Annotated in this window: 18 protein-coding genes; 10 read left to right on the top strand and 8 right to left on the bottom strand. The window is 71.6% G+C overall.

Annotated elements, in window-relative coordinates:
- Window positions 1-15 precede the first annotated feature (15 nt).
- Complete coding sequence (locus AB0368_RS11865; RefSeq protein ID WP_366153826.1) at window positions 16-375, top strand: hypothetical protein; 360 nt, start codon at window positions 16-18, stop codon at window positions 373-375.
- Between the two features lie 42 nt (window positions 376-417).
- On the opposite strand, the gene AB0368_RS11860 is transcribed toward AB0368_RS11865, so the two are convergent.
- Window positions 418-1,536: a tetratricopeptide repeat protein gene (locus tag AB0368_RS11860; protein WP_366153825.1), complete on the bottom strand. Its 1,119-nt coding sequence runs from the start codon at window positions 1,534-1,536 to the stop codon at window positions 418-420.
- Between the two features lie 73 nt (window positions 1,537-1,609).
- Between AB0368_RS11860 and AB0368_RS11855 the strand changes: the two genes are divergently transcribed.
- The 3 genes from AB0368_RS11855 to AB0368_RS11845 are packed head-to-tail and all read left to right on the top strand — an operon-like array spanning window position 1,610 to window position 3,536.
- Complete coding sequence (locus AB0368_RS11855; protein WP_366153823.1) at window positions 1,610-1,966, top strand: GntR family transcriptional regulator; 357 nt, start codon at window positions 1,610-1,612, stop codon at window positions 1,964-1,966.
- Entirely contained in the window at window positions 1,963-2,853 is an 891-nt protein-coding gene (locus tag AB0368_RS11850; protein ID WP_366153822.1) for an ABC transporter ATP-binding protein, read from the top strand. The genes AB0368_RS11855 and AB0368_RS11850 overlap by 4 nt, the downstream gene beginning before the upstream one ends.
- Window positions 2,850-3,536 (top strand): hypothetical protein, encoded by a 687-nt coding sequence (locus AB0368_RS11845; RefSeq protein WP_366153820.1) that lies wholly within the window; start codon window positions 2,850-2,852, stop codon window positions 3,534-3,536. Before AB0368_RS11850 ends, AB0368_RS11845 begins: the two co-directional genes overlap by 4 nt.
- Window positions 3,537-3,830: 294 nt before the next feature.
- Here the strand turns inward: AB0368_RS11845 and AB0368_RS11840 are convergent, their stop codons facing one another.
- Together AB0368_RS11840 and AB0368_RS11835 are read right to left on the bottom strand one after the other, a co-directional pair.
- Complete coding sequence (locus AB0368_RS11840) at window positions 3,831-4,430, bottom strand: DJ-1/PfpI family protein (protein ID WP_366153819.1); 600 nt, start codon at window positions 4,428-4,430, stop codon at window positions 3,831-3,833.
- Window positions 4,382-4,993, bottom strand: coding sequence for a hypothetical protein (locus AB0368_RS11835; protein ID WP_366153818.1), 612 nt, complete (start codon window positions 4,991-4,993; stop codon window positions 4,382-4,384). Before AB0368_RS11835 ends, AB0368_RS11840 begins: the two co-directional genes overlap by 49 nt.
- Before the next feature lie 137 nt (window positions 4,994-5,130).
- Here AB0368_RS11835 and AB0368_RS11830 point away from each other — a divergent pair, with 137 nt between their 5' ends.
- Window positions 5,131-6,234, top strand: coding sequence for a D-alanine--D-alanine ligase family protein (locus AB0368_RS11830; protein WP_366153816.1), 1,104 nt, complete (start codon window positions 5,131-5,133; stop codon window positions 6,232-6,234).
- 10 nt (window positions 6,235-6,244) lie between these two features.
- Here AB0368_RS11830 and AB0368_RS11825 read toward each other — a convergent pair whose 3' ends face one another.
- Window positions 6,245-6,889 carry a DUF3515 family protein gene (locus tag AB0368_RS11825; RefSeq protein WP_366153815.1) on the bottom strand — a complete coding sequence of 215 codons (645 nt, stop codon included), beginning with the start codon at window positions 6,887-6,889 and terminating at the stop codon, window positions 6,245-6,247.
- Window position 6,890: 1 nt separating this feature from the next.
- Window positions 6,891-7,124 carry an Lrp/AsnC ligand binding domain-containing protein gene (locus AB0368_RS11820; protein WP_366153814.1) on the bottom strand — a complete coding sequence of 78 codons (234 nt, stop codon included), beginning with the start codon at window positions 7,122-7,124 and terminating at the stop codon, window positions 6,891-6,893.
- Between the two features lie 162 nt (window positions 7,125-7,286).
- On the opposite strand from AB0368_RS11820, the gene AB0368_RS11815 reads away from it, so the two are divergent.
- A complete protein-coding gene (locus tag AB0368_RS11815; protein WP_366153813.1) occupies window positions 7,287-8,225 on the top strand; it encodes a thiamine-phosphate kinase in 939 nt (312 codons plus the stop codon).
- 42 nt (window positions 8,226-8,267) lie between these two features.
- Window positions 8,268-8,729 carry a GNAT family N-acetyltransferase gene (locus tag AB0368_RS11810; RefSeq protein WP_366153812.1) on the top strand — a complete coding sequence of 154 codons (462 nt, stop codon included), beginning with the start codon at window positions 8,268-8,270 and terminating at the stop codon, window positions 8,727-8,729.
- An 83-nt stretch (window positions 8,730-8,812) separates the two neighbouring features.
- Here the strand turns inward: AB0368_RS11810 and rpmB are convergent, their stop codons facing one another.
- Window positions 8,813-9,004, bottom strand: coding sequence for a 50S ribosomal protein L28 (rpmB, locus tag AB0368_RS11805; RefSeq protein WP_023561910.1), 192 nt, complete (start codon window positions 9,002-9,004; stop codon window positions 8,813-8,815).
- A gap of 198 nt (window positions 9,005-9,202) precedes the next feature.
- On the opposite strand from rpmB, the gene AB0368_RS11800 reads away from it, so the two are divergent.
- From AB0368_RS11800 to AB0368_RS11790, 3 genes are read left to right on the top strand one after another with little or no spacing between them, the layout of a single operon-like run.
- Window positions 9,203-10,951 (top strand): DAK2 domain-containing protein, encoded by a 1,749-nt coding sequence (locus AB0368_RS11800; protein ID WP_366153811.1) that lies wholly within the window; start codon window positions 9,203-9,205, stop codon window positions 10,949-10,951.
- Window positions 10,948-13,152 carry an ATP-dependent DNA helicase RecG gene (gene recG, locus AB0368_RS11795; protein ID WP_366153810.1) on the top strand — a complete coding sequence of 735 codons (2,205 nt, stop codon included), beginning with the start codon at window positions 10,948-10,950 and terminating at the stop codon, window positions 13,150-13,152. The genes AB0368_RS11800 and recG overlap by 4 nt, the downstream gene beginning before the upstream one ends.
- Window positions 13,149-13,493: a DUF952 domain-containing protein gene (locus AB0368_RS11790; protein WP_366153809.1), complete on the top strand. Its 345-nt coding sequence runs from the start codon at window positions 13,149-13,151 to the stop codon at window positions 13,491-13,493. The genes recG and AB0368_RS11790 overlap by 4 nt, the downstream gene beginning before the upstream one ends.
- A gap of 4 nt (window positions 13,494-13,497) precedes the next feature.
- Here AB0368_RS11790 and AB0368_RS11785 read toward each other — a convergent pair whose 3' ends face one another.
- Both AB0368_RS11785 and AB0368_RS11780 read right to left on the bottom strand, forming a co-directional pair.
- Window positions 13,498-15,054: a cell wall anchor protein gene (locus AB0368_RS11785; protein ID WP_366153808.1), complete on the bottom strand. Its 1,557-nt coding sequence runs from the start codon at window positions 15,052-15,054 to the stop codon at window positions 13,498-13,500.
- Window positions 15,055-15,123: 69 nt separating this feature from the next.
- On the bottom strand, window positions 15,124-16,608 hold the full coding sequence (locus tag AB0368_RS11780) for a cell wall anchor protein (RefSeq protein WP_366153807.1): 1,485 nt from the start codon (window positions 16,606-16,608) through the stop codon (window positions 15,124-15,126).
- Between the last annotated feature and the right edge of the window lie 350 nt (window positions 16,609-16,958).

The following is a 16,958-nucleotide window of genomic DNA, read 5'->3' as shown; positions in this document are numbered from 1 at the left end:
TCTACGGTTCTCCGCATGGAGTGGAGCAGTTTCACCGGAGCCGAGGTCACCGCGCTGGCGCAGGGCGAAAGCTTCTTCGCCGCTCCTGGGGAACGCGAGTGTCCCGCCTGCGGTCGGCGCAGTGTGCGGGCGTACGTGAATGCTCCGGAAAACGCCCGCCGACCCACCCTGGTGAGCTACATCTGGTGTTCGGCCTGCCATCGGTTCGTCGGCACCCGGGCGAAGCACCCGGACGGCCTGGTGTTCTCCGACCCGTTGGCGGCGCTCGGCGCCGGTCAACGGCGCGAGCTGGAGCGCAGCCTGATCGGTTTCCTCGCGCATCTCGACCGGCTGTGGGACGAGGGCGCGCTGCCGCAGACCTTCGCGGTCGCCTGAGCATTGAGTTCCCGGCTGCCTGAGCATTGAGTTCGGGGCCGCCTAAGCATCGACGATGCGCCTCCCGCAGGCGGCTAGGTCGGCGGCCAGTGCGGTGTCGCCGTCCGTCTCGCACTGAGAGCGCATCCGGTCCAGGACTCCGGTCCAGAGTGCGCGGGTCGCGTCCTCCGGCGGCCGATCCTCGTGGGCGACGTCGAGCAGGAAGTGGGCCTCGAGGCCGAGCCGGACCGCGGCGTCGGGGTCGCCGGGCATCAGCCGGACGGCGGCATCGGCGGCGGTCAGGCCGGCCTCGGTCAGCCGCGGCGCGGGCACCCGGAACGCCGGCGCGCACAGCGGTCCGACCGGCTCGCCCAGCAGCAACCCCGCCAGCTCCGGATCACCGGCCGCGGCCACCGCATCCGCGACGGGCAGCAGTAGCCCCGGGCTGTCACCGGCCAGCCGTTCGGCCACGAGGGTCGGCATCGGCTCGGCGCCGAGCCACTGCAGCGTGCCTTCGGCGTTGCCGGCTTCGGCCGGACGGTTCAGGGCGTGAAGCAGCTCGCGCTCCACACTGAGGGCGCGCACCATCGCGGTCTGCAGGGCGCCGTCGGGCGTGATCTCGCCCGCGCGGATGCCGTTGACGCACAGGGTCAGCCCCGTCTGGGCGGCGGTCAGCCCGACGGTCGGATCCGCGTACGCCCCGAGCACGTCGGCGCCGAGCATCAGCACCCTGCTCAGGCTCACATAGTCGTCGTCGAACCGGTCGAGGGCCGCCCGGCGGACGAAGCCGATGATGGCCGCCTGCACCTCTGTGACTGCCGTGGCGCCCGCGCCGGCCAGGGCGTGCGCCATGCCCCGCCGAGCGTGCACGTCCGCGACCAAGGCATCCGCGGACAGTTCCCGGTATACCGCCAGGCCCTCGGTCAGCACCGTGACCGCCTCGGTGAAACGGCGAGCCGTGATGTACGCGCCGCCCAGGCTGTAGAGCACGCTTCCCAGCCCCTGCCGGAACGTGCGGTCCTGCGGCAGATCGCGCACCAACCGCCGGGCTTGCTCGACGGCCGCCTCGAGGTGCTCGATCGCTTCCTCCAGCAGACCCTGCTCGTAGGCCTGCTGGCCCCGGTCCAGCAAGGCGCCGGTCCGCTCGGCGGTCGCGTCGATGTCGCCCGTGTCCGTCGTCATGGTTGCCACCCTAGCGTGAAGCCTCTATGGTTCGCTACATGAGCAATGAACCACTGAAGTAGGGAGGCTCGGCGTGTTCGACGACCGGAGCCCCATCTACCAGCAGATCGCCGAAGGCATCAAGAACGACATCCTGAGCGGGGTGCTCGAGGAGGACGGCCAGGTCATGTCCACAAACCAGTACGCGGCCTTCTACCGCATCAATCCGGCCACGGCGGCCAAGGGTTTCGCCCAGCTCGTCGACGAGGGCGTGCTCTACAAGAAGCGCGGCATCGGCATGTTCGTCAGCCCGGACGCCCGCCAGAAGCTGCGCGAGGAGCGGCGCAAGCGGTTCTTCGCCGACGTCGTCGACGCGATGCTCACAGAGGCGCGGATGATCGGCGTCTCGGTCGAGGAGATCAAGAAGCACATCGACGGAGGACACCGATGATCCCCAGCGTCTCGGTGCGTGACCTGACCGTCCGGTACGGCGCCACGACCGCCGTCGGCGACCTCACCGTGGAGCTGGCCCCGGGCAAGATCTACGGCCTGCTCGGGCGCAACGGCTCGGGCAAGACCAGCCTGCTCAGCGTGCTCGCGGCGTACCGGAAGGCCGACGGCGGCTCGGTCCGCGTCGACGGCGAGGACCCCTTCGAGAACCCGCGGACCATGCGCGACACCGTCTTCATCCGCGACACCCTCGACCTGGCAGACGGCGATCGGATCGGCAGGATCCTCGACTTCCACGCCCGGCTACGGCCGCGGTGGGACGCCGACTACGCCGCGCACCTGCTCGACGTGTTCGGCCTGGACCGCCGCACCAGGCCGTCGGCGCTGTCCCGGGGGCAGCGGTCGAGCCTCGGCGTCGTCCTCGGCCTCGCCTGCCGCGCCCCGCTCACCCTGCTCGATGAGGTGTACCTGGGCATGGACGCCGCCGCACGCACGGCGTTCTACCGCGAGCTGCTCGACGACTACCTCGCCCATCCGCGCACGATCGTCCTCTCCACCCACCTCATCCAGGAGGTCGCGGACCTCTTCGAGGAGGTCGTCATCATCGACCGCGGTCGGCTGGTGGTGCAGGAGGACACCGACACCTTCCGGTCCCGGGGCGTGGCGGTGACCGGTCCGGCCGAGGCGGTCGAGACGTTCGTGTCCGGGCGTACGGTGCTCGGCACGCAGAGCCTCGGCGGCGTCAGTCAGGCCACCCTCTACGGCAGCCTGGGCGACGAGGAGGAGCTTCGGGCCGAGCAGGCCGGCCTCAGCATCGCCCCGGTCGGCATCCAGGACCTCTTCGTCCACCTCACCTCGGGTGAGCACACCCCGGAGGCAGTCCGATGAACGCGCGTACGGTCCTCATGACCCTCCTGCGGATGTACAGGCCGATCCTGTTGTGGTTCGGCGCCACCCTGGTCGTCGGCGTGGCCATCGGCGATCTCGTGCTCGACATCTTCGCCGAACCGGCCTTCAGCCTGTGGATGTTCGTGGCCGGCTCGGCGGTCAAATACTGGCTCGGGGTGATCGGCGTGATGCTGGTGTCCCTCCACCTGCGCCAGTTCGTCGCGGCCGGCGTCACCCGTCGCGCCCTGATCGCCGCCGGCCTTGCGCTCGGGGTGCTCGTGTCCTTGGGCGTGGGCGTGCTGATTACGCTCGGGCATGGACTGGAGGACAGGTCGTTCAGCACCGTGGGCGCCGGCTATCCGGCCTGGTCGCCGTCGGTGGCCGTGAGCGAGTTCGGGCACGTCTTCCCGACCTGCCTGGCGTTCTTCGTCTCCGGTGCCGCGGCCGCTGCCGGCTTCTATCGCTTCGGGGCCTGGGGCGGCCTGGCGGTCGTCGTGCCGGCCATCCTGCCCGGGCTCCTTTCCGAGGAGCTGCTCGGGATCAGTGGGACCGGCGGGGTGCTCACTCGCAACCTGCCGTACGCGGCGGCCTTGGCGGTCTCGTTCGGGGTGAGCGTGCTGGGTGGGCTGCTCTACCAGTGGCTGATCCGCGATGTGGCCATCAGGCGTGCCACGACCCGCTGACGCCGGTGCCGCCCGGCTGCCACGGGGCAGCCGGGCCGCTGCCGCGGAACCCCTCCGCGATGGCCTCGGGGTCATCCGGGCGGTGCCGCCGCCCTTATCCGGGCGGTGCCGCCGCCCTTATCCGGGCGGTGCCGCTGTCGTCCGGGCAGCGCCGCTGTCTGGCGGGCAGTGCCGCTGTCGCCGGGGGCCAGCGGCGGCGTCTGGCGGGCTGCGCTGCCGTCATGCCGGCGCCGGCATGACGGGCCGGCGGTTAACCCCGCTCCGGTTGGTGAACGTGTCGTCAGCGGCCGGGGGTCATGCCGGCACCGGCTCGCGCCACACGACGCCGCGGCGTTCGTATGCCAGGAGCCGCTCCACCGCCCGGGCGGCCTGCGGGCCGATTTCTCGTTCGACGAGATACAGGCCGACGTCCAGCCCGGAGGTGACCCCGCCGCCCGAGACGAGATCGCCGTCGTCGACGACCCGGGCGTCGATCGCGCGTACCCCGGCCGCGGCCAGGGCGGACATGCCGTCGTGGTGTGTCACCGCGGCGCGGCCGGCGATCAGCCCGGCCATCGCGGGGATCAGCGAGCCGCCGCAGACCGTGGCCACCCGGATCGCCGGATCGGCCAGGGCTGCCGCAAGACGCTGGGGCAGCGATGTCTGCAGGGTCGCCGCCAGCCTGCCGGTGATTTCCGCGTCGGAGGCGCCTACCGCACCGGGGACGAGCAACCAATCCGTGGGCGCGACGGACGCGACGGCGCGCAGGGACACGGCCGCCATGCCGCTGGGCACGGTCCGCGGGCCGTCCGCGGAGACGAGTTCCACCGAGGCACCGGCAGCGTGCAGGACCTCGAGCGGGGCGATCACGTCGAGGGGGTCGAAGCCGTCGAAGAGGACGATCTGTGTGTGCATGCGGGCAACGCTAGGGAGCCGGGCGGCCGGTGAGGAGTGGCGGAAATGCCACGACCCACCGGATTCCCGCCGGGGAATCCACCGTGTGCGGCGGCGAAGTCGTGGAGCCACAAGCGCTGGGCCTCGTTGCCCGGCACCGGCAGGCCGCGCGCCGCCGACACCATGGCCAGCGCGCGTTCCGGCCGGACGCCCAGCATCACCAGTGTCACGCCGGCGAGGAGCGTCGAGCGGCCGATGCCCGCGAAGCACTGGGCCACCACGAAACGGCCCGCGCGGACGTGGGCGGCCAGGCGTACCCCCAGGGCCACGACGTCTAGCGGCACGCCGCGGTCGGGGATCGGGCAGGCCAGGTGCTGGATGCCCACGGCTGCCGCCGCCCCGGCGGCGCCCGTGAGGCCGAGCCGGCGGTCCTCGCCGGGTGTCAGGGCCGACACGATCACGTCCACGCCGGCGGCCGCCAGGCCGGTCATCTCGGCGGCCAGGAGGTCGCCGCCGCGCGGGTGCGGCATGGTCGCCAGCCGCCCCGGACCGTGCCAGGCAATCACGTGCAGTGCCGGTCTCATCGACTCCGCGTCCTCATCCGCCGCCCCGGCGCCCGCCGTATCCGGAAAGTGGTCTACGCAGAGTAGGGTCACCCCCGGCATGCCCGCAGCCCGCGCGGCAGGCAGCGTAGCGACGTCCGGCAACGAGAGGCCATTTCATGACGACCCCTCGCAAAACCCGCGTGGCGATCGTGTTCGGTGGGCGCAGCACCGAGCACGCCATCTCGTGCGTGAGCGCGGGCAGCATCCTGGCCGCCCTCGACCCCGACGAGTACGAGGTCGTGCCGGTCGGTATCACCCGCGAAGGCGCCTGGGTGCTCGCCGGCGACGACCCCGCGCACCTCGCCATCGAGGGCAGCCGGCTGCCGGAGGTCACCGCCGAGTCGGGCCGGGCCGTCGTACTGCCCGCCGACCCCACCTCCTCCGGGCTGATGGTCGTCGACCCGGCCGACGGGGTCGCGGTGCTGTCCGGCGTGGACGTCGTCTTCCCCGCCCTGCACGGCGCGTACGGCGAGGACGGCACCATCCAGGGCATGCTCGAGATGGCCGGGATCCCGTACGTGGGCGCGAACGTCTTCGCCTCGGCGGCCGGCATGGACAAGGAGTTCACCAAGAAGCTCGCCGCCGCCGAGGGCATCCCGGTCGGGCCGTACGCGGTGCTGCGGGCCGGTTGCTCACTGTCCGAGGCCGACAAGGAGCGCCTCGGGCTCCCGGTGTTCGTCAAGCCGTCCCGGGCCGGATCCTCGTACGGGATCAGCAAGGTCACCGACTGGTCCCGGCTCGACGAGGCGGTCGCCAACGCCCGCCGGGTCGACCCCAAGGTGCTGGTCGAGGCGGCCATCGTCGGGCGTGAGGTCGAGTGCGGGGTGCTCGAAGGGGAGGCGGGCGGCGCGCCTGAGGCCTCCCTGCTCGCCGAGATCATGGTCAGCACGACCGGCGACGAGTTCTACGACTTCGACGCCAAGTACCTCGGCGACGGCACTCCGTACCAGATCCCCGCGGACCTCAAGCCCGACGTCGCTCGCCAGGTGCAGGAGTACGCGTGCCGCACGTTCACGGCGCTCGACTGCGCCGGGCTGGCCCGTGTGGACTTCTTCGTCACGGCCGACGACGAGATCCTGCTCAACGAGATCAACACGATGCCCGGCTTCACGCCGACGTCGATGTTCCCGCTGATGTGGGCCGCGACCGGGCTGGAATACCCCAAGGTCGTCGACCGGCTGATCCGCACGGCACTGCGCCGCGGGACCGGCCTGCACTGAAGCCGCTGCACTAGACGCAGCCGCTCGGGACGCCCTTGCTGAGGGACTTGTCGGTCTTCACCACCACGTCCGAGAACTCGTTGGCCCACTGTGCCGCCTGCTCGTACTGTTTCGGCACCGTCACCTGCACCGGAACCTCACGGTCCATCGTGGTGAAAACGGTGGCGGCCGGCTGCTGGGCGGCGTACCAGCAGACCCGGTTCATGTTCAAAAGCTCAGAATCCATCGGTACGCAGCCCGAGCCGGTCTCGTCGAGGGACTTGCAGGTCCGGGGCTGAGCCACGCCGCAGGCGACCGTGATGGGCGGCTCGCCGTAGGCGGCGTTCTGCTCCGGGCCGGCGCTGACCTTCCGCGCCTCGAGGTCGCGCACCTTGACCGGCAGCTGGGACGTCACCGCGAGGCACACCTGGGCCGGCTGGGCGGCAAGCTTCGGCGCGGCCATCTGCACCGGGGTGCTGGGCACCGTCGCGGGCTGGGTGGCCGTGGCCGACGCGGCGGGTTCGTCCTCGCCGCTGGGGAGTACCTGGAAGAAGATCAGCAGTCCGACCAGAAGGGCTACCGGCACCGCCACCACGGTCGCCCAGAGGGCGGCGCTGCGGACGGCCGGGTCCTTCGCGGGGGGCTGCTGTCCGGTCCGGGTCTCCACATCCACCATGTCAGAGATTTACCACGGAGCAGGTGACGGTCCGCGTGATGCCCGGGACGTACTGGATTCTGCTCACAATCATCCGACCGAGTTCATCGACACTGTGCCCCTCGGCCAGCACCACTACGTCGTAGGGGCCGGTGACCGCGTCGACGCGTACCACTCCCTGAATTTTGTCGATCGCGGCGGCCACGTCACGGGCCTTTCCGACCTCCGTCTGGATGAGGATGTATGCCTGGACCACGATCCGACTCCTATCCGCCGCCGCCGGCGACCCGAACGTGAAACTACAGTACGGAGCGCGGTCCTCGCGGCACGCATCGCTGGCTCCTGCCCGGCGGGCTTCAACATAACGGTGTCGCCCGGGCGGGCGCACCGCGACGGGGAAATCGAGGGAACGGTGGACGTGAGCATCGCGGAGACGGGGGAGTTCGGGCTGATCGCCCGGATCGTCGCGCGGCTCGGCGACGGCCCGGCGAGCCTGCTCGGCCCGGGTGACGACGCCGCGCTGGTGGCCGCGCCGGACGGCCGGACGGTGGCTTCGACGGACGTCCTGGTCGAGGGCCGGCACTTCCGGCGCGACTGGTCGAGCGCCGCCGACGTCGGCCACCGGGCGGCCGCCGCCAACCTGGCCGACATCGCGGCCATGGGTGCCACGCCGACGGCGCTGCTGGTGGCTCTTTGCGTACCCACCGATCTGGAGGCCGCCTGGGCCGAGGAGCTCGCCGGGGGTCTCTCCGCCGAGGCCGCCCTGGTCGGCGCCGGCGTGGTCGGCGGGGACATGTCGTCGAGTCCGACGCTGACCATCGCGGTCACGGCGCTGGGCGACCTCGGCGGTCGCGACCCGGTGCTGCGAAGCGGGGCCCAGCCCGGGGACACGGTCGCGCTCGCTGGGCGTACGGGCTTTGCTGCGGCGGGATACACCGTGCTGTCGCGGGGATTCCGGACCCCGAAGGTGCTCGTGGAGGCGTACCGGCGGCCGTCGGTCCCGTACGCGCTCGGGGTGTCGGCGGCCGAGCTGGGCGCGACGTCGATGATCGACGTGTCGGACGGGTTGCTGCAGGACCTGGGCCACGTGGCGACGGCCAGCGTGGTGGGCATCGACATCCGCCGCGAGGCGTTCGAGGTGCCGGACCAGATGCGCGACGCGGCTTCGGCGCTGGGCGTGGACCCGTACATCTGGCTCCTGGCCGGCGGGGACGACCACGCCCTGGCGGCGACCTTCCCGCGCGGGGTGACTCTGCCGCCGGAATGGCGGGTGATCGGCAGCGTGCACGAGGGTACGGGCGTGACGGTCGACCGGAAGCCGTGGCAGGGCGGAACGGGCTGGGACCACTTCCGCTGAAGCTGATGAGTCTGAGAAAACGGCACGGGTTAGCGTTGCCGCGTGGAACAGATCATCATCCGTGAGACCCCCTTCGACGACCCCGCCGTGCGGCGGCTCATCGAGCTCGCCATGGCCGAGCTGAGCAGCAGGTACGGCGGCACGGGCGACGACACCCCGGTGGCGGCGACGGACTTCGCCCCGCCGACGGGCGCGTTCTTCGTGGCGGAGGACACCACCGGACACCTCGTCGGCTGCGCGGGCTGGCGGGCTCACGGCGACGATGCCGAGCTCAAGCGCATGTTCACGATCGAGGCGGCGCGGGGCAGGGGAGTGGCCCGTGCGGTGCTCGCCGCGATCGAGGACTCGGCTCGGGAGCGCGGCTGCAAGCGGGTCATTCTCGAGACGGGCGACAGGCAGCCCGAGGCGATCGCGCTCTACGAGAAGTGCGGCTACGAGCGGATCGAGGACTTCGGCTACTACAAGGGCGAGCCGGGGGTGCTGTCCTACGCCCGGGTGCTGTGACACGCGTAACCGCCGGGTCGGAAGACCCGGCGGTTACGGGAAGTGCTGCGGTCGGCCGGACCCTCGGGCCCGGCGCACCGGCGTCAGGCGCGGACGACCTTGCCGGCCTTGATGCACGAGGTGCAGACCTTGAGCTTCTTGGTGTTGCCGCCACCGGCCGGAGTGCGCACCGACTGGATGTTCGGGTTCCAGCGGCGGTTGGTCCGCCGGTGCGAGTGGGACACGTTGTGGCCGAAGCCCGGTCCCTTGCCACAGACGTCGCACACGCTAGCCACGGGGTACTCCTGGGATTGATACGCCGGACGGGACTGACCGAAGCCCGGCTGCGAACTGAGGGTGCCCCGGACAGAGTGCGCCCGGGCAACCTGGTCAGGTTACCCGATGCCCGCCCCGGACAGCCAATCGCCCCGGACACCGTCGATCAGCCCGCCCGTGCCCCGGCAATTGTCGGTGGCGGTTAGTACGCTTTTCGCGTGCTGGAGACCCTGGACGCTGCCGCGGTACGCCGATGGTGCGGCGCCGGGCTGGCTGCGCTGCGGGCGCACCAGCACGAGATCGACGAGCTGAACGTCTATCCGGTGCCCGACGGGGACACCGGCACCAACCTCGTCCTGACCCTGATGTCCGCCCAGGAGGCGCTGCAGGGGGAAGCCGCCGGGCCGGTCACGGATGCGGCCGATGAGGGCGAGGCGGCGCAGACGTCACTGGGGCTGGTGATGCGGCGGATGGCTCGCGGGGCGCTCCTGGGCGCCCGGGGCAACTCCGGGGTGATCGTCTCCCAGATCCTGCGCGGCATGGCGGACACCTTCGCGACGACGGTCTCCGTGCGCGGCCTCGAGCTCGCTAAGGCGCTGCGCAAGGCAAGCGAGGCCGCATACGCGGCGGTGGCCCGGCCGGTCGAGGGCACCGTCCTGTCCGTGGCGGCGGCCGCGGCCGAGGGCGCGGGCCGGATCAAGTCCGACGACCTGGTGGCGGTGGCCCGAGAAGCGGCGCGCTCGGCGGCCGAGGCGCTGGCCCGTACCCCCCAGCAGCTGCCGGTCCTGGCGCGGGCCGGGGTGGTGGACGCGGGCGGCCGGGGTCTGGTCGTGCTGCTCGACGCCCTGGTAGAGGCCCTCAGCACCACCACTGCCGAAACAAGTACGGCCGAGACTGCGGCCGGGGCGACCGACGCCGCCGAGGAAGGCGCGGGCGACTTCGGCTACGAGGTGCAGTATCTGCTCGACGCCGAGGCGGATGCCGTGGAGGTGCTGCGGGGCACCCTCGACGGGCTCGGCGACTCCCTCGTCGTCGTGGGGACCGGGGAGGGCCGGCAGCAGACCTGGAACGTGCACGTCCATGTCGGCGTGGAGCACGTGGGGGCTGCCGTCGAGGCCGGGGTCGTCGCCGGGCGGCCGTACCGGATCTCGGTGAGCCGGCTCGAGGACCGCATTCATGATCATGCAGACGGGAGCCATGGCCACGCCCACGCCGACCACCCGGCGAGCGCGCCGGGCAACGGTGCGCAGAGCGGTGCGACGGGCCGGGCGCCCGCGGACCGGGGCGCTGTCGTCGTGGCCGCGGGGGGCGGGTTGACCTCGCTGTTCGCCGAGGAGGGCGCGGTCGTGGTGGGCCGTAACCCGTCCATCGCCGAGATGCTGGCGGCGATCGCTCAGACCGGCGCGGGCCGGGTCGTGCTGCTGCCGAACGACGCCAACACCCATGCAGTGGCGGTCTCGGCGGCGCGCGAGGCGGCGGCCGGTGGCGTACGCGTGAGCGTGGTGCCGACCCGCTCACCGGTGCAGGCCCTCGCCGCGCTCGCCGTGCGGGATTCGCAGCGCCGGTTCGACGACGACGTGATCGCGATGGCGGAGGCGGCCGGCGCCTGCCGCTACGGCGAGGTGACCACGGCGGCCCGGGAAGCGCTGACCGTCGCGGGCCGCTGCCATCCGGGCGACCTGCTCGGCCTCGTCGACGGCGAAGTCCACGTGATCATCCCGGCCGAGAACGGCCCGGAGACGGCCGGCGACGGGCCGGAGACGGCGCTGACCGAGGTGTGCCGCCAACTGCTCGACCGGATGCTCGGCGGGGGCGGCGAGCTCGTCAGCCTCGTGCTCGGCGCCGATGCGCCGGCCGTCCTCGAGGATGTGCTGCGGACGCATGTCGCCCAGGCATGGCCCTTCGTCGAGGTGCAGTGCTACGCGGGCGGCCAGCCCCGCTACCACCTCCTGGTTGGAGTGGAATGAGCGACACGACCACCGCGACGACGACCACCACCCCGCTGGGCAAGGTGCTCGGGGAGAAAACCGCCAAGGCCCTGGCCACGCACCTCGACCTGCACACCGCCGGCGACCTGATCTACCACTTCCCCCGGCGCTACGACGAGCGCGGCGAGCACACCGATCTGCGGCAGCTCGAGGTCGGTGAGCAGGTCACCCTGCTCGCCCAGGTCAAGAGCGCGACGGTACGCCCGATGCGCCAGCGTCGCGGCACCATGCTGGAGATCACCGTCGGGGACGGGTCCGGGGCGACTCTGACCTGCACCTTCTTCAACCAGGCGTGGCGGGAGCGGGAGCTGCGTACCGGGCGGTGGGGGCTGTTCGCCGGCAAGGTCACCGATTTCCGGGGCAAGCGGCAGCTGAACGGGCCCTCGTACCAGCTGCTGCGGGCCGACGCGACGCAGGACGAGGCCGCCGAGGAGATCGAGGAGTTCGCCGGGGCGCTGATTCCGGTCTATCCCGCCGCGGCCGCCGTGCCGACGTGGACGATCGCCAAGTGCGTGCGGACCGTGCTCGACACCTTCGAGCCTCCCGCGGATCCGCTGCCCGGATCCGTGCGGGCGAACCGCAACCTGGTCGGCATCGGTACGGCCCTGCGCGAGATCCATCGGCCCAGCTCCAAGGAGGAGCTGTTCAAGGCCAAGTACAGGTTGAAGTGGGACGAGGCTTTCGCCGTACAGCTGACGCTTGTGCAGCGAAAGGCGCGCTCGGCCGCCGCTCCCGGACGGTCCCGGCCACGACGTGACGACGGGATTCTGGCCGCGTTCGACGCGGCCCTGCCCTACGAGCTCACCGAGGGGCAGGCCAGGGTCGGTGAGGAGATCTCCGCGGATCTGGCGCGGGCCCATCCGATGCACCGGCTGCTGCAGGGCGAGGTGGGTTCCGGCAAGACCTTGGTCGCGGTGCGAGCGATGCTCCAGGTCGTCGACGCCGGCGGGCAGGCCGCGCTGCTCGCCCCCACCGAGGTCCTCGCCACGCAGCACCATCGCAGCATCAGCGCCCAGCTCGGCACGCTGGGCAGGGCCGGGGAGCTGGACGGGGATCCGGCCGGCACCCAGCTCACCCTCGTCACCGGGTCGCTCGGCGCGGCCGCCCGGCGCGCGGCGCTCGCGAAGGTGGCGGACGGCAGTGCCGGGATCGTCGTGGGGACGCACGCCCTGCTGTATGAGGGCGTCGATTTCCACGATCTGGGCCTGGTGGTGGTCGACGAGCAGCACCGGTTCGGCGTCGAGCAGCGCGACGCGTTGCGGGCCAAGGCGGCCCAGCCCCCGCACGTGCTGGTCATGACGGCCACGCCGATCCCGCGGACGGTCGCGATGACCGTGTACGGCGACCTGGAGACGTCCACCCTCTCCCAGCTGCCGCGCGGCCGGTCGCCGATCGCCTCGCACGTCGTGCCGCCGGAACGGCCTGCCTTCCTCGAGCGGGCCTGGCAGCGCGTCCGGGAGGAAGTCCGGGCCGGGCACCAGGCCTACGTGGTGTGCCCGCGGATCGGGGACGCGGCAGGCGCCGAGGACGACGGGGAGCCGCCGAGCGATAGTGAACCTGCCCGCCGCCCGCCCCTGGCCGTCGCGGACGTGGCGCCGATCCTCGAAGAAGGTCCGCTGCACGGGCTGCGGATCGGGGTGCTGCACGGGCGGCTGCCGGCCGACGAGAAGGACGCGGTGATGCGCCGGTTCGCCGCCGGTGACCTCGACGTGCTCGTCGCGACCACGGTGATCGAGGTCGGCGTGGACGTGCCCAACTCCACGGTCATGATCATCATGGATGCCGACCGCTTCGGCGTCTCCCAGCTGCACCAGCTCCGCGGCCGGGTGGGCCGGGGTTCCGCTCCGGGCATCTGCCTGCTGGTCACCGAGGCGATGGAGGGAACTCCGGCCCGCGAGCGCCTCGACGCGGTGGCGTCCACCACGGACGGCTTCAAGCTGGCCGAGCTCGACCTGGAGCAGCGCCGCGAGGGTGACGTGCTGGGCGCCTCGCAGTCCGGCAAGCACAGCCACCTGCGGCTGCTCTCCCTGCTGCGGGACAGCAACCTGATCACCGATGCGCGCGCCGAGGCGGCCGAGCTGGTCGGCGACGATCCGACCCTGGCCCGGCACCCGGCGCTCGCGGCCTCGGTCGCCGCCCTGGTGGACGAGGAACGCGCCGAGTACTTGGAGAAGGGATGATCCTGCACTTCTGCCCCCGCGCCGAGTGGGAGGCCGCCCGGGCGTCGGGCACCTATCGAGCGGAGTCCCTGGAGACGCAGGGCTTCATCCACTGCTCCACGCCGGAGCAGGTGCACATTCCGGCGACGCTGCTCGCCCGGGGGCGTCCTGATCTCGTGCTGCTGGTGCTGGACGAGGCGCTTCTGCCCGTACCCGTGGTGTGGGAGGACGGTGACCCACCGGATCCGGGCGGGATGCAGTTCCCGCATCTCTATGCCCCGATCCCCGTCGACGCGGTGGCGGCCGTCCACGAGTGGCGGCCGGAAACCGATGGGAGCTTCCGGCCGCCGACGTTCCTGTAAGGGCCTACGGCGTGAAGGTCACCCGGCGGCGCCGGGCCAGGAAGAGGAGCACGCCGCCGGCGATGAGCAGCAGCGCCGCGCCGCCCGCGACGGCCCCTGCGGCCGCGCCGGTGACGGGAAGGCCGCCCTCGTCGCCGCCGGCCGCGCCGCCGTTGTCGTTGCCGCCGCCATCGCCATCGCCATCGCCATCGCCATCGCCATCGCCATCGCCATCGCCGTTGCCGTTGCCGTCGCCGTGACCCGAGCCGCCGCCGTTGCAGTCGGCCTTCTTGATCCCGACGGTGATGGGTGCGAGGTGGTCGATGGTGACGGTGGCCTCGGCGATGTCCCGCGCCGGGAACGTCGCCTTCTCCGAGGTGCCAGGCGCGACGGTGAGGTCCTTCGTGTCGTCGCCGTACGTCACCGTGGCCCGCGCCGGTGTCACGCCTGCGGGGTTCGTGACGATTACCGCGACGGTGCGGCAGTCGTTCTCGACCGCGACCGTCGGCGCGGGGCAGTCCTCGGGCCGCTGCCACTCGTACGTGACGTCGTCCATGCCGTCCGCGGTGACCGTGATCGGGCCGGCGCCGGCGGGCACCACGATCGTCTCGCCCTTGCCGGGCGCGACGGTGACGGTCTTGGTGAAGTCGCCGGCCTTGACGGTGAAGTCGACCGCGTACCGGCTGATCTCGCCGGTGTTGCTGAGGTTCAGAGACACCGTGCCGTCGCATTGCGACAGCGGCTCCACGGCCGGCGCGTGGCAGCCGCGCCCGCCGCCGTTGTACCAGCCCTGCGGGCCCTTCGAGCGGCCGCCGAGGCCGCCGTTGCTGCCGAGTTTCTTGTCGCCGTAGCGCGGGCCGTCCTCGGTGATCTCCTCGATGACGTCGTCCTCGCCGCCGAAGAAGAGGTCGACCTGGGCGTTGCACGCGGGCAGCGCCGCGGCGAGCGTCACCGAGCGGTTGTCGTTGGTGATCGTGGCGCTCTGGTGGTCGAACTCGTACTGCGGCACCGAGAACTGCGGCTTCGGCGCGAAGTAGCTGACCAGCGTGACCGGCTCGTCTTTGCAGAGCTTGAGACCGTCGTCGACCGTGACGGTCGCCGTCGCGCGGCCGTCGGCCACCACGAACTCGTGGTGGAACGTCGCCCCGGCCGGCTCCACGCAGGGCGTCTCGGCCGGCTTGCACTCGCCCAGGGCGACGGTCGCGGAGTTGTCGTAGTCCCGCACCCCCTCCTGAGTCCACAAGCTGACGAACGACACCGTGGCCGACGGCGTGCTGCCGGGCAGGGTCTGGTGGAAGACTTCCCTGCCGTCGGTCCCGCTATGAGTGCGGGGCCAGATCTGGAAACCGTTGGCCAGCCCCGGTACGGGCGCCGGCTCGGTGCGCAGCCTCTCCACCGAGGCGAATGAGGCGCCGCTGTTGGTGACGGTCCAAGAGACCAGCCACTCGCCCTTGTCGGGGTTGCAGCTGGCGGCGCCGGTAACGGTGGTTTCCGGTCCGGCGGCTTGCGCGGGGGCCCCGAAGGTCAGTCCGATCATGGCCATTGCCGCGACCGCGGCGATGCGGTGGAGCAGGGGTCTCAACGGGAGCCGCCTTCGCAGGGGTGGAAAGGGCGCGCCGACCGGGAGATCGGCGCGCCCTCGGAGCAAGTACTACGCGGTGAAGGTGATCTTGCGACGGCGGGCCATGAGGAACAGCACGCCGCCGGCGATCAGCAGCAGGGCCGCGCCGCCCGCGATGCCGCCGGCCACCGGGCCGGTGACGGGAAGGCTGGGCTTGTCGCTGTCGCCGCCACCGCCGCCGCCGTTGTCGCAGTCGAGCTTCTCGAGCGTGGCCTTGATCGGCTCGACGTTCAGGCCGGGGAACTCGACCGTCGCGTACGTCGCCTTGCCGGCCTCGAAGCTGACCTTCTCCGACTTGCCGGCCGCCACGGTCGCGGTCTCGGTCTTGTCGCCGTACGTGATCTTCGCCGTCGCCGGGGTGACGCCCTCGGGGTTCTCGACGGTGATCGCCACGGTGTCGCAGTCGTTCTCGACGATGACGGTGGGCAGCGCGCAGTCCGCGGGGGCGGCCCAGTCGTACGTGACGTCGTCCATGCCCTCGGCGCTGACCGTGATGGTGCCGGCGCCCGCCGGGACGGTGACCGTCTCGCCCTTGCCCGCGGCGACCGTGACGGTCTTGGTGAACTCGCCGGCCTTGACGGTGAAGTCGACCGCGTACCGGCTGATCTCGCCGTTGTTGCTGAGGTTCAGCGCCACCGTGCCGTCACACTGCGACAGCGGCTCGACCGCCGGGGTCTGGCAGCCCTTCTCGCCACCGTTGAACCAGCCCTGCGGGCCCTCCGAGCGGCCGCCGAGGCCGCCGTTGCTGCCGAGCTTCTTGTCGCCGTAGCGCGGGCCGCCCTCGGTGATCTCCGAGATGATGTCGTCCTCGCCACCGAAGAAGAGGTCGACCTGGGTGTTGCAGTCCGGCACGTCGACGTTCAGGGTCACCGAGCGGTGCTCGTTGTCGATCGAGCCGCTGTCGTGGTCGAACTCGTACTGCGGCACCGAGAACTGCGGCTTCGGGGCGAAGTAGGAGACGAGCGTGACCGGCTCCCCGTCGCACAGCTTCACGCCCTCGTCGAGCGACACCGTGGCGGTGGAGCCGTTGCCGGTCACGCCGAAGGTGTGGTGGAACGCCGCCTTGCCGGCCTCGACGCAGGGCGTCTCGGCGGGGGCGCACGGCTCGCTGAGGTCGACGCGAGCCGTGTTGTCCTGGTCCACGTAGCCGTCGACCGACCAGATGGACTTGAAGGAGATGGTGGCTTCCCCGGGGTCGCCGGTCACCTTCTGCGTGAGCGTGAGCTCGCCGTTCCGCCCGTGCTCCGACTTGGGGATGACGAAGTTGCCCTCGGCCGCGTTCTCGACGTCGGTGGGGGCCGTCTTGAGGTCCGCAACGGTGGCGTCGGCCGGGTAGTCGTTGGAGAGCGTCCACGTCACGATCCGCGTGCCGGTGGCGGTGTCGCAGACCGCCGTGCCGTTGACGGACGAGGCGTGCGCGCTGGCGGGCGCGGTGACGACCGCGGCTCCGCCCAGGCCGATGAGGGCGCCGGCGAGGACGGTCGCGGCGCGGCGGAGAGGGGAGTTCAACTTCACGCGTACTCCTGGGGGCGATGGAATACAGAGGGCACGACCCAGGAAGGCGGCGGCACCCGCCGGGGGACGGCGGGTCCGCGACGACGCCTCCCCAACGTCGTCGAGCCGATAGCGTTTCGTCGGCGCCGCTGACCTTAGCGATTGCGCGGAATCTGGGAAGAGGCTCAGGTTCGGTTAAGGAGCTTGTTGCGGATCCGAGACCATCGTTGTACCGAACGCTTCCTCATCGATGCTCTGGGTGTTCACGTCCCCGGTGGACGATGACGGAGACGAACGAAGGGCGCGCCGACCGTCACGGTGGTCGGGCGCCAGCTTTTATGATCCATTTCACAAGAGCACCCGTGAAAAAT

Source organism: Actinoplanes sp. NPDC051475, from assembly GCF_040689425.1.
In the GTDB taxonomy this organism is placed as follows: domain Bacteria; phylum Actinomycetota; class Actinomycetes; order Mycobacteriales; family Micromonosporaceae; genus Actinoplanes.
This window is presented reverse-complemented; position numbering and strand designations above follow the sequence as displayed.

What these genes read in the sequence shown, in the direction of transcription:
- AB0368_RS11845 (WP_366153820.1), top strand. Translation starts at nt 2,850, where the DNA reads ATGAACGCGCGTACGGTCCTCATGACCCTCCTGCGGATGTACAGGCCG.
- AB0368_RS11835 (WP_366153818.1), bottom strand. Translation starts at nt 4,993, where the DNA reads ATGAGACCGGCACTGCACGTGATTGCCTGGCACGGTCCGGGGCGGCTG.
- AB0368_RS11865 (WP_366153826.1), top strand. Translation starts at nt 16, where the DNA reads ATGGAGTGGAGCAGTTTCACCGGAGCCGAGGTCACCGCGCTGGCGCAG.
- AB0368_RS11840 (WP_366153819.1), bottom strand. Translation starts at nt 4,430, where the DNA reads ATGCACACACAGATCGTCCTCTTCGACGGCTTCGACCCCCTCGACGTG.
- AB0368_RS11850 (WP_366153822.1), top strand. Translation starts at nt 1,963, where the DNA reads ATGATCCCCAGCGTCTCGGTGCGTGACCTGACCGTCCGGTACGGCGCC.
- AB0368_RS11860 (WP_366153825.1), bottom strand. Translation starts at nt 1,536, where the DNA reads ATGACGACGGACACGGGCGACATCGACGCGACCGCCGAGCGGACCGGC.
- AB0368_RS11790 (WP_366153809.1), top strand. Translation starts at nt 13,149, where the DNA reads ATGATCCTGCACTTCTGCCCCCGCGCCGAGTGGGAGGCCGCCCGGGCG.
- AB0368_RS11830 (WP_366153816.1), top strand. Translation starts at nt 5,131, where the DNA reads ATGACGACCCCTCGCAAAACCCGCGTGGCGATCGTGTTCGGTGGGCGC.
- AB0368_RS11825 (WP_366153815.1), bottom strand. Translation starts at nt 6,889, where the DNA reads ATGGTGGATGTGGAGACCCGGACCGGACAGCAGCCCCCCGCGAAGGAC.
- recG (WP_366153810.1), top strand. Translation starts at nt 10,948, where the DNA reads ATGAGCGACACGACCACCGCGACGACGACCACCACCCCGCTGGGCAAG.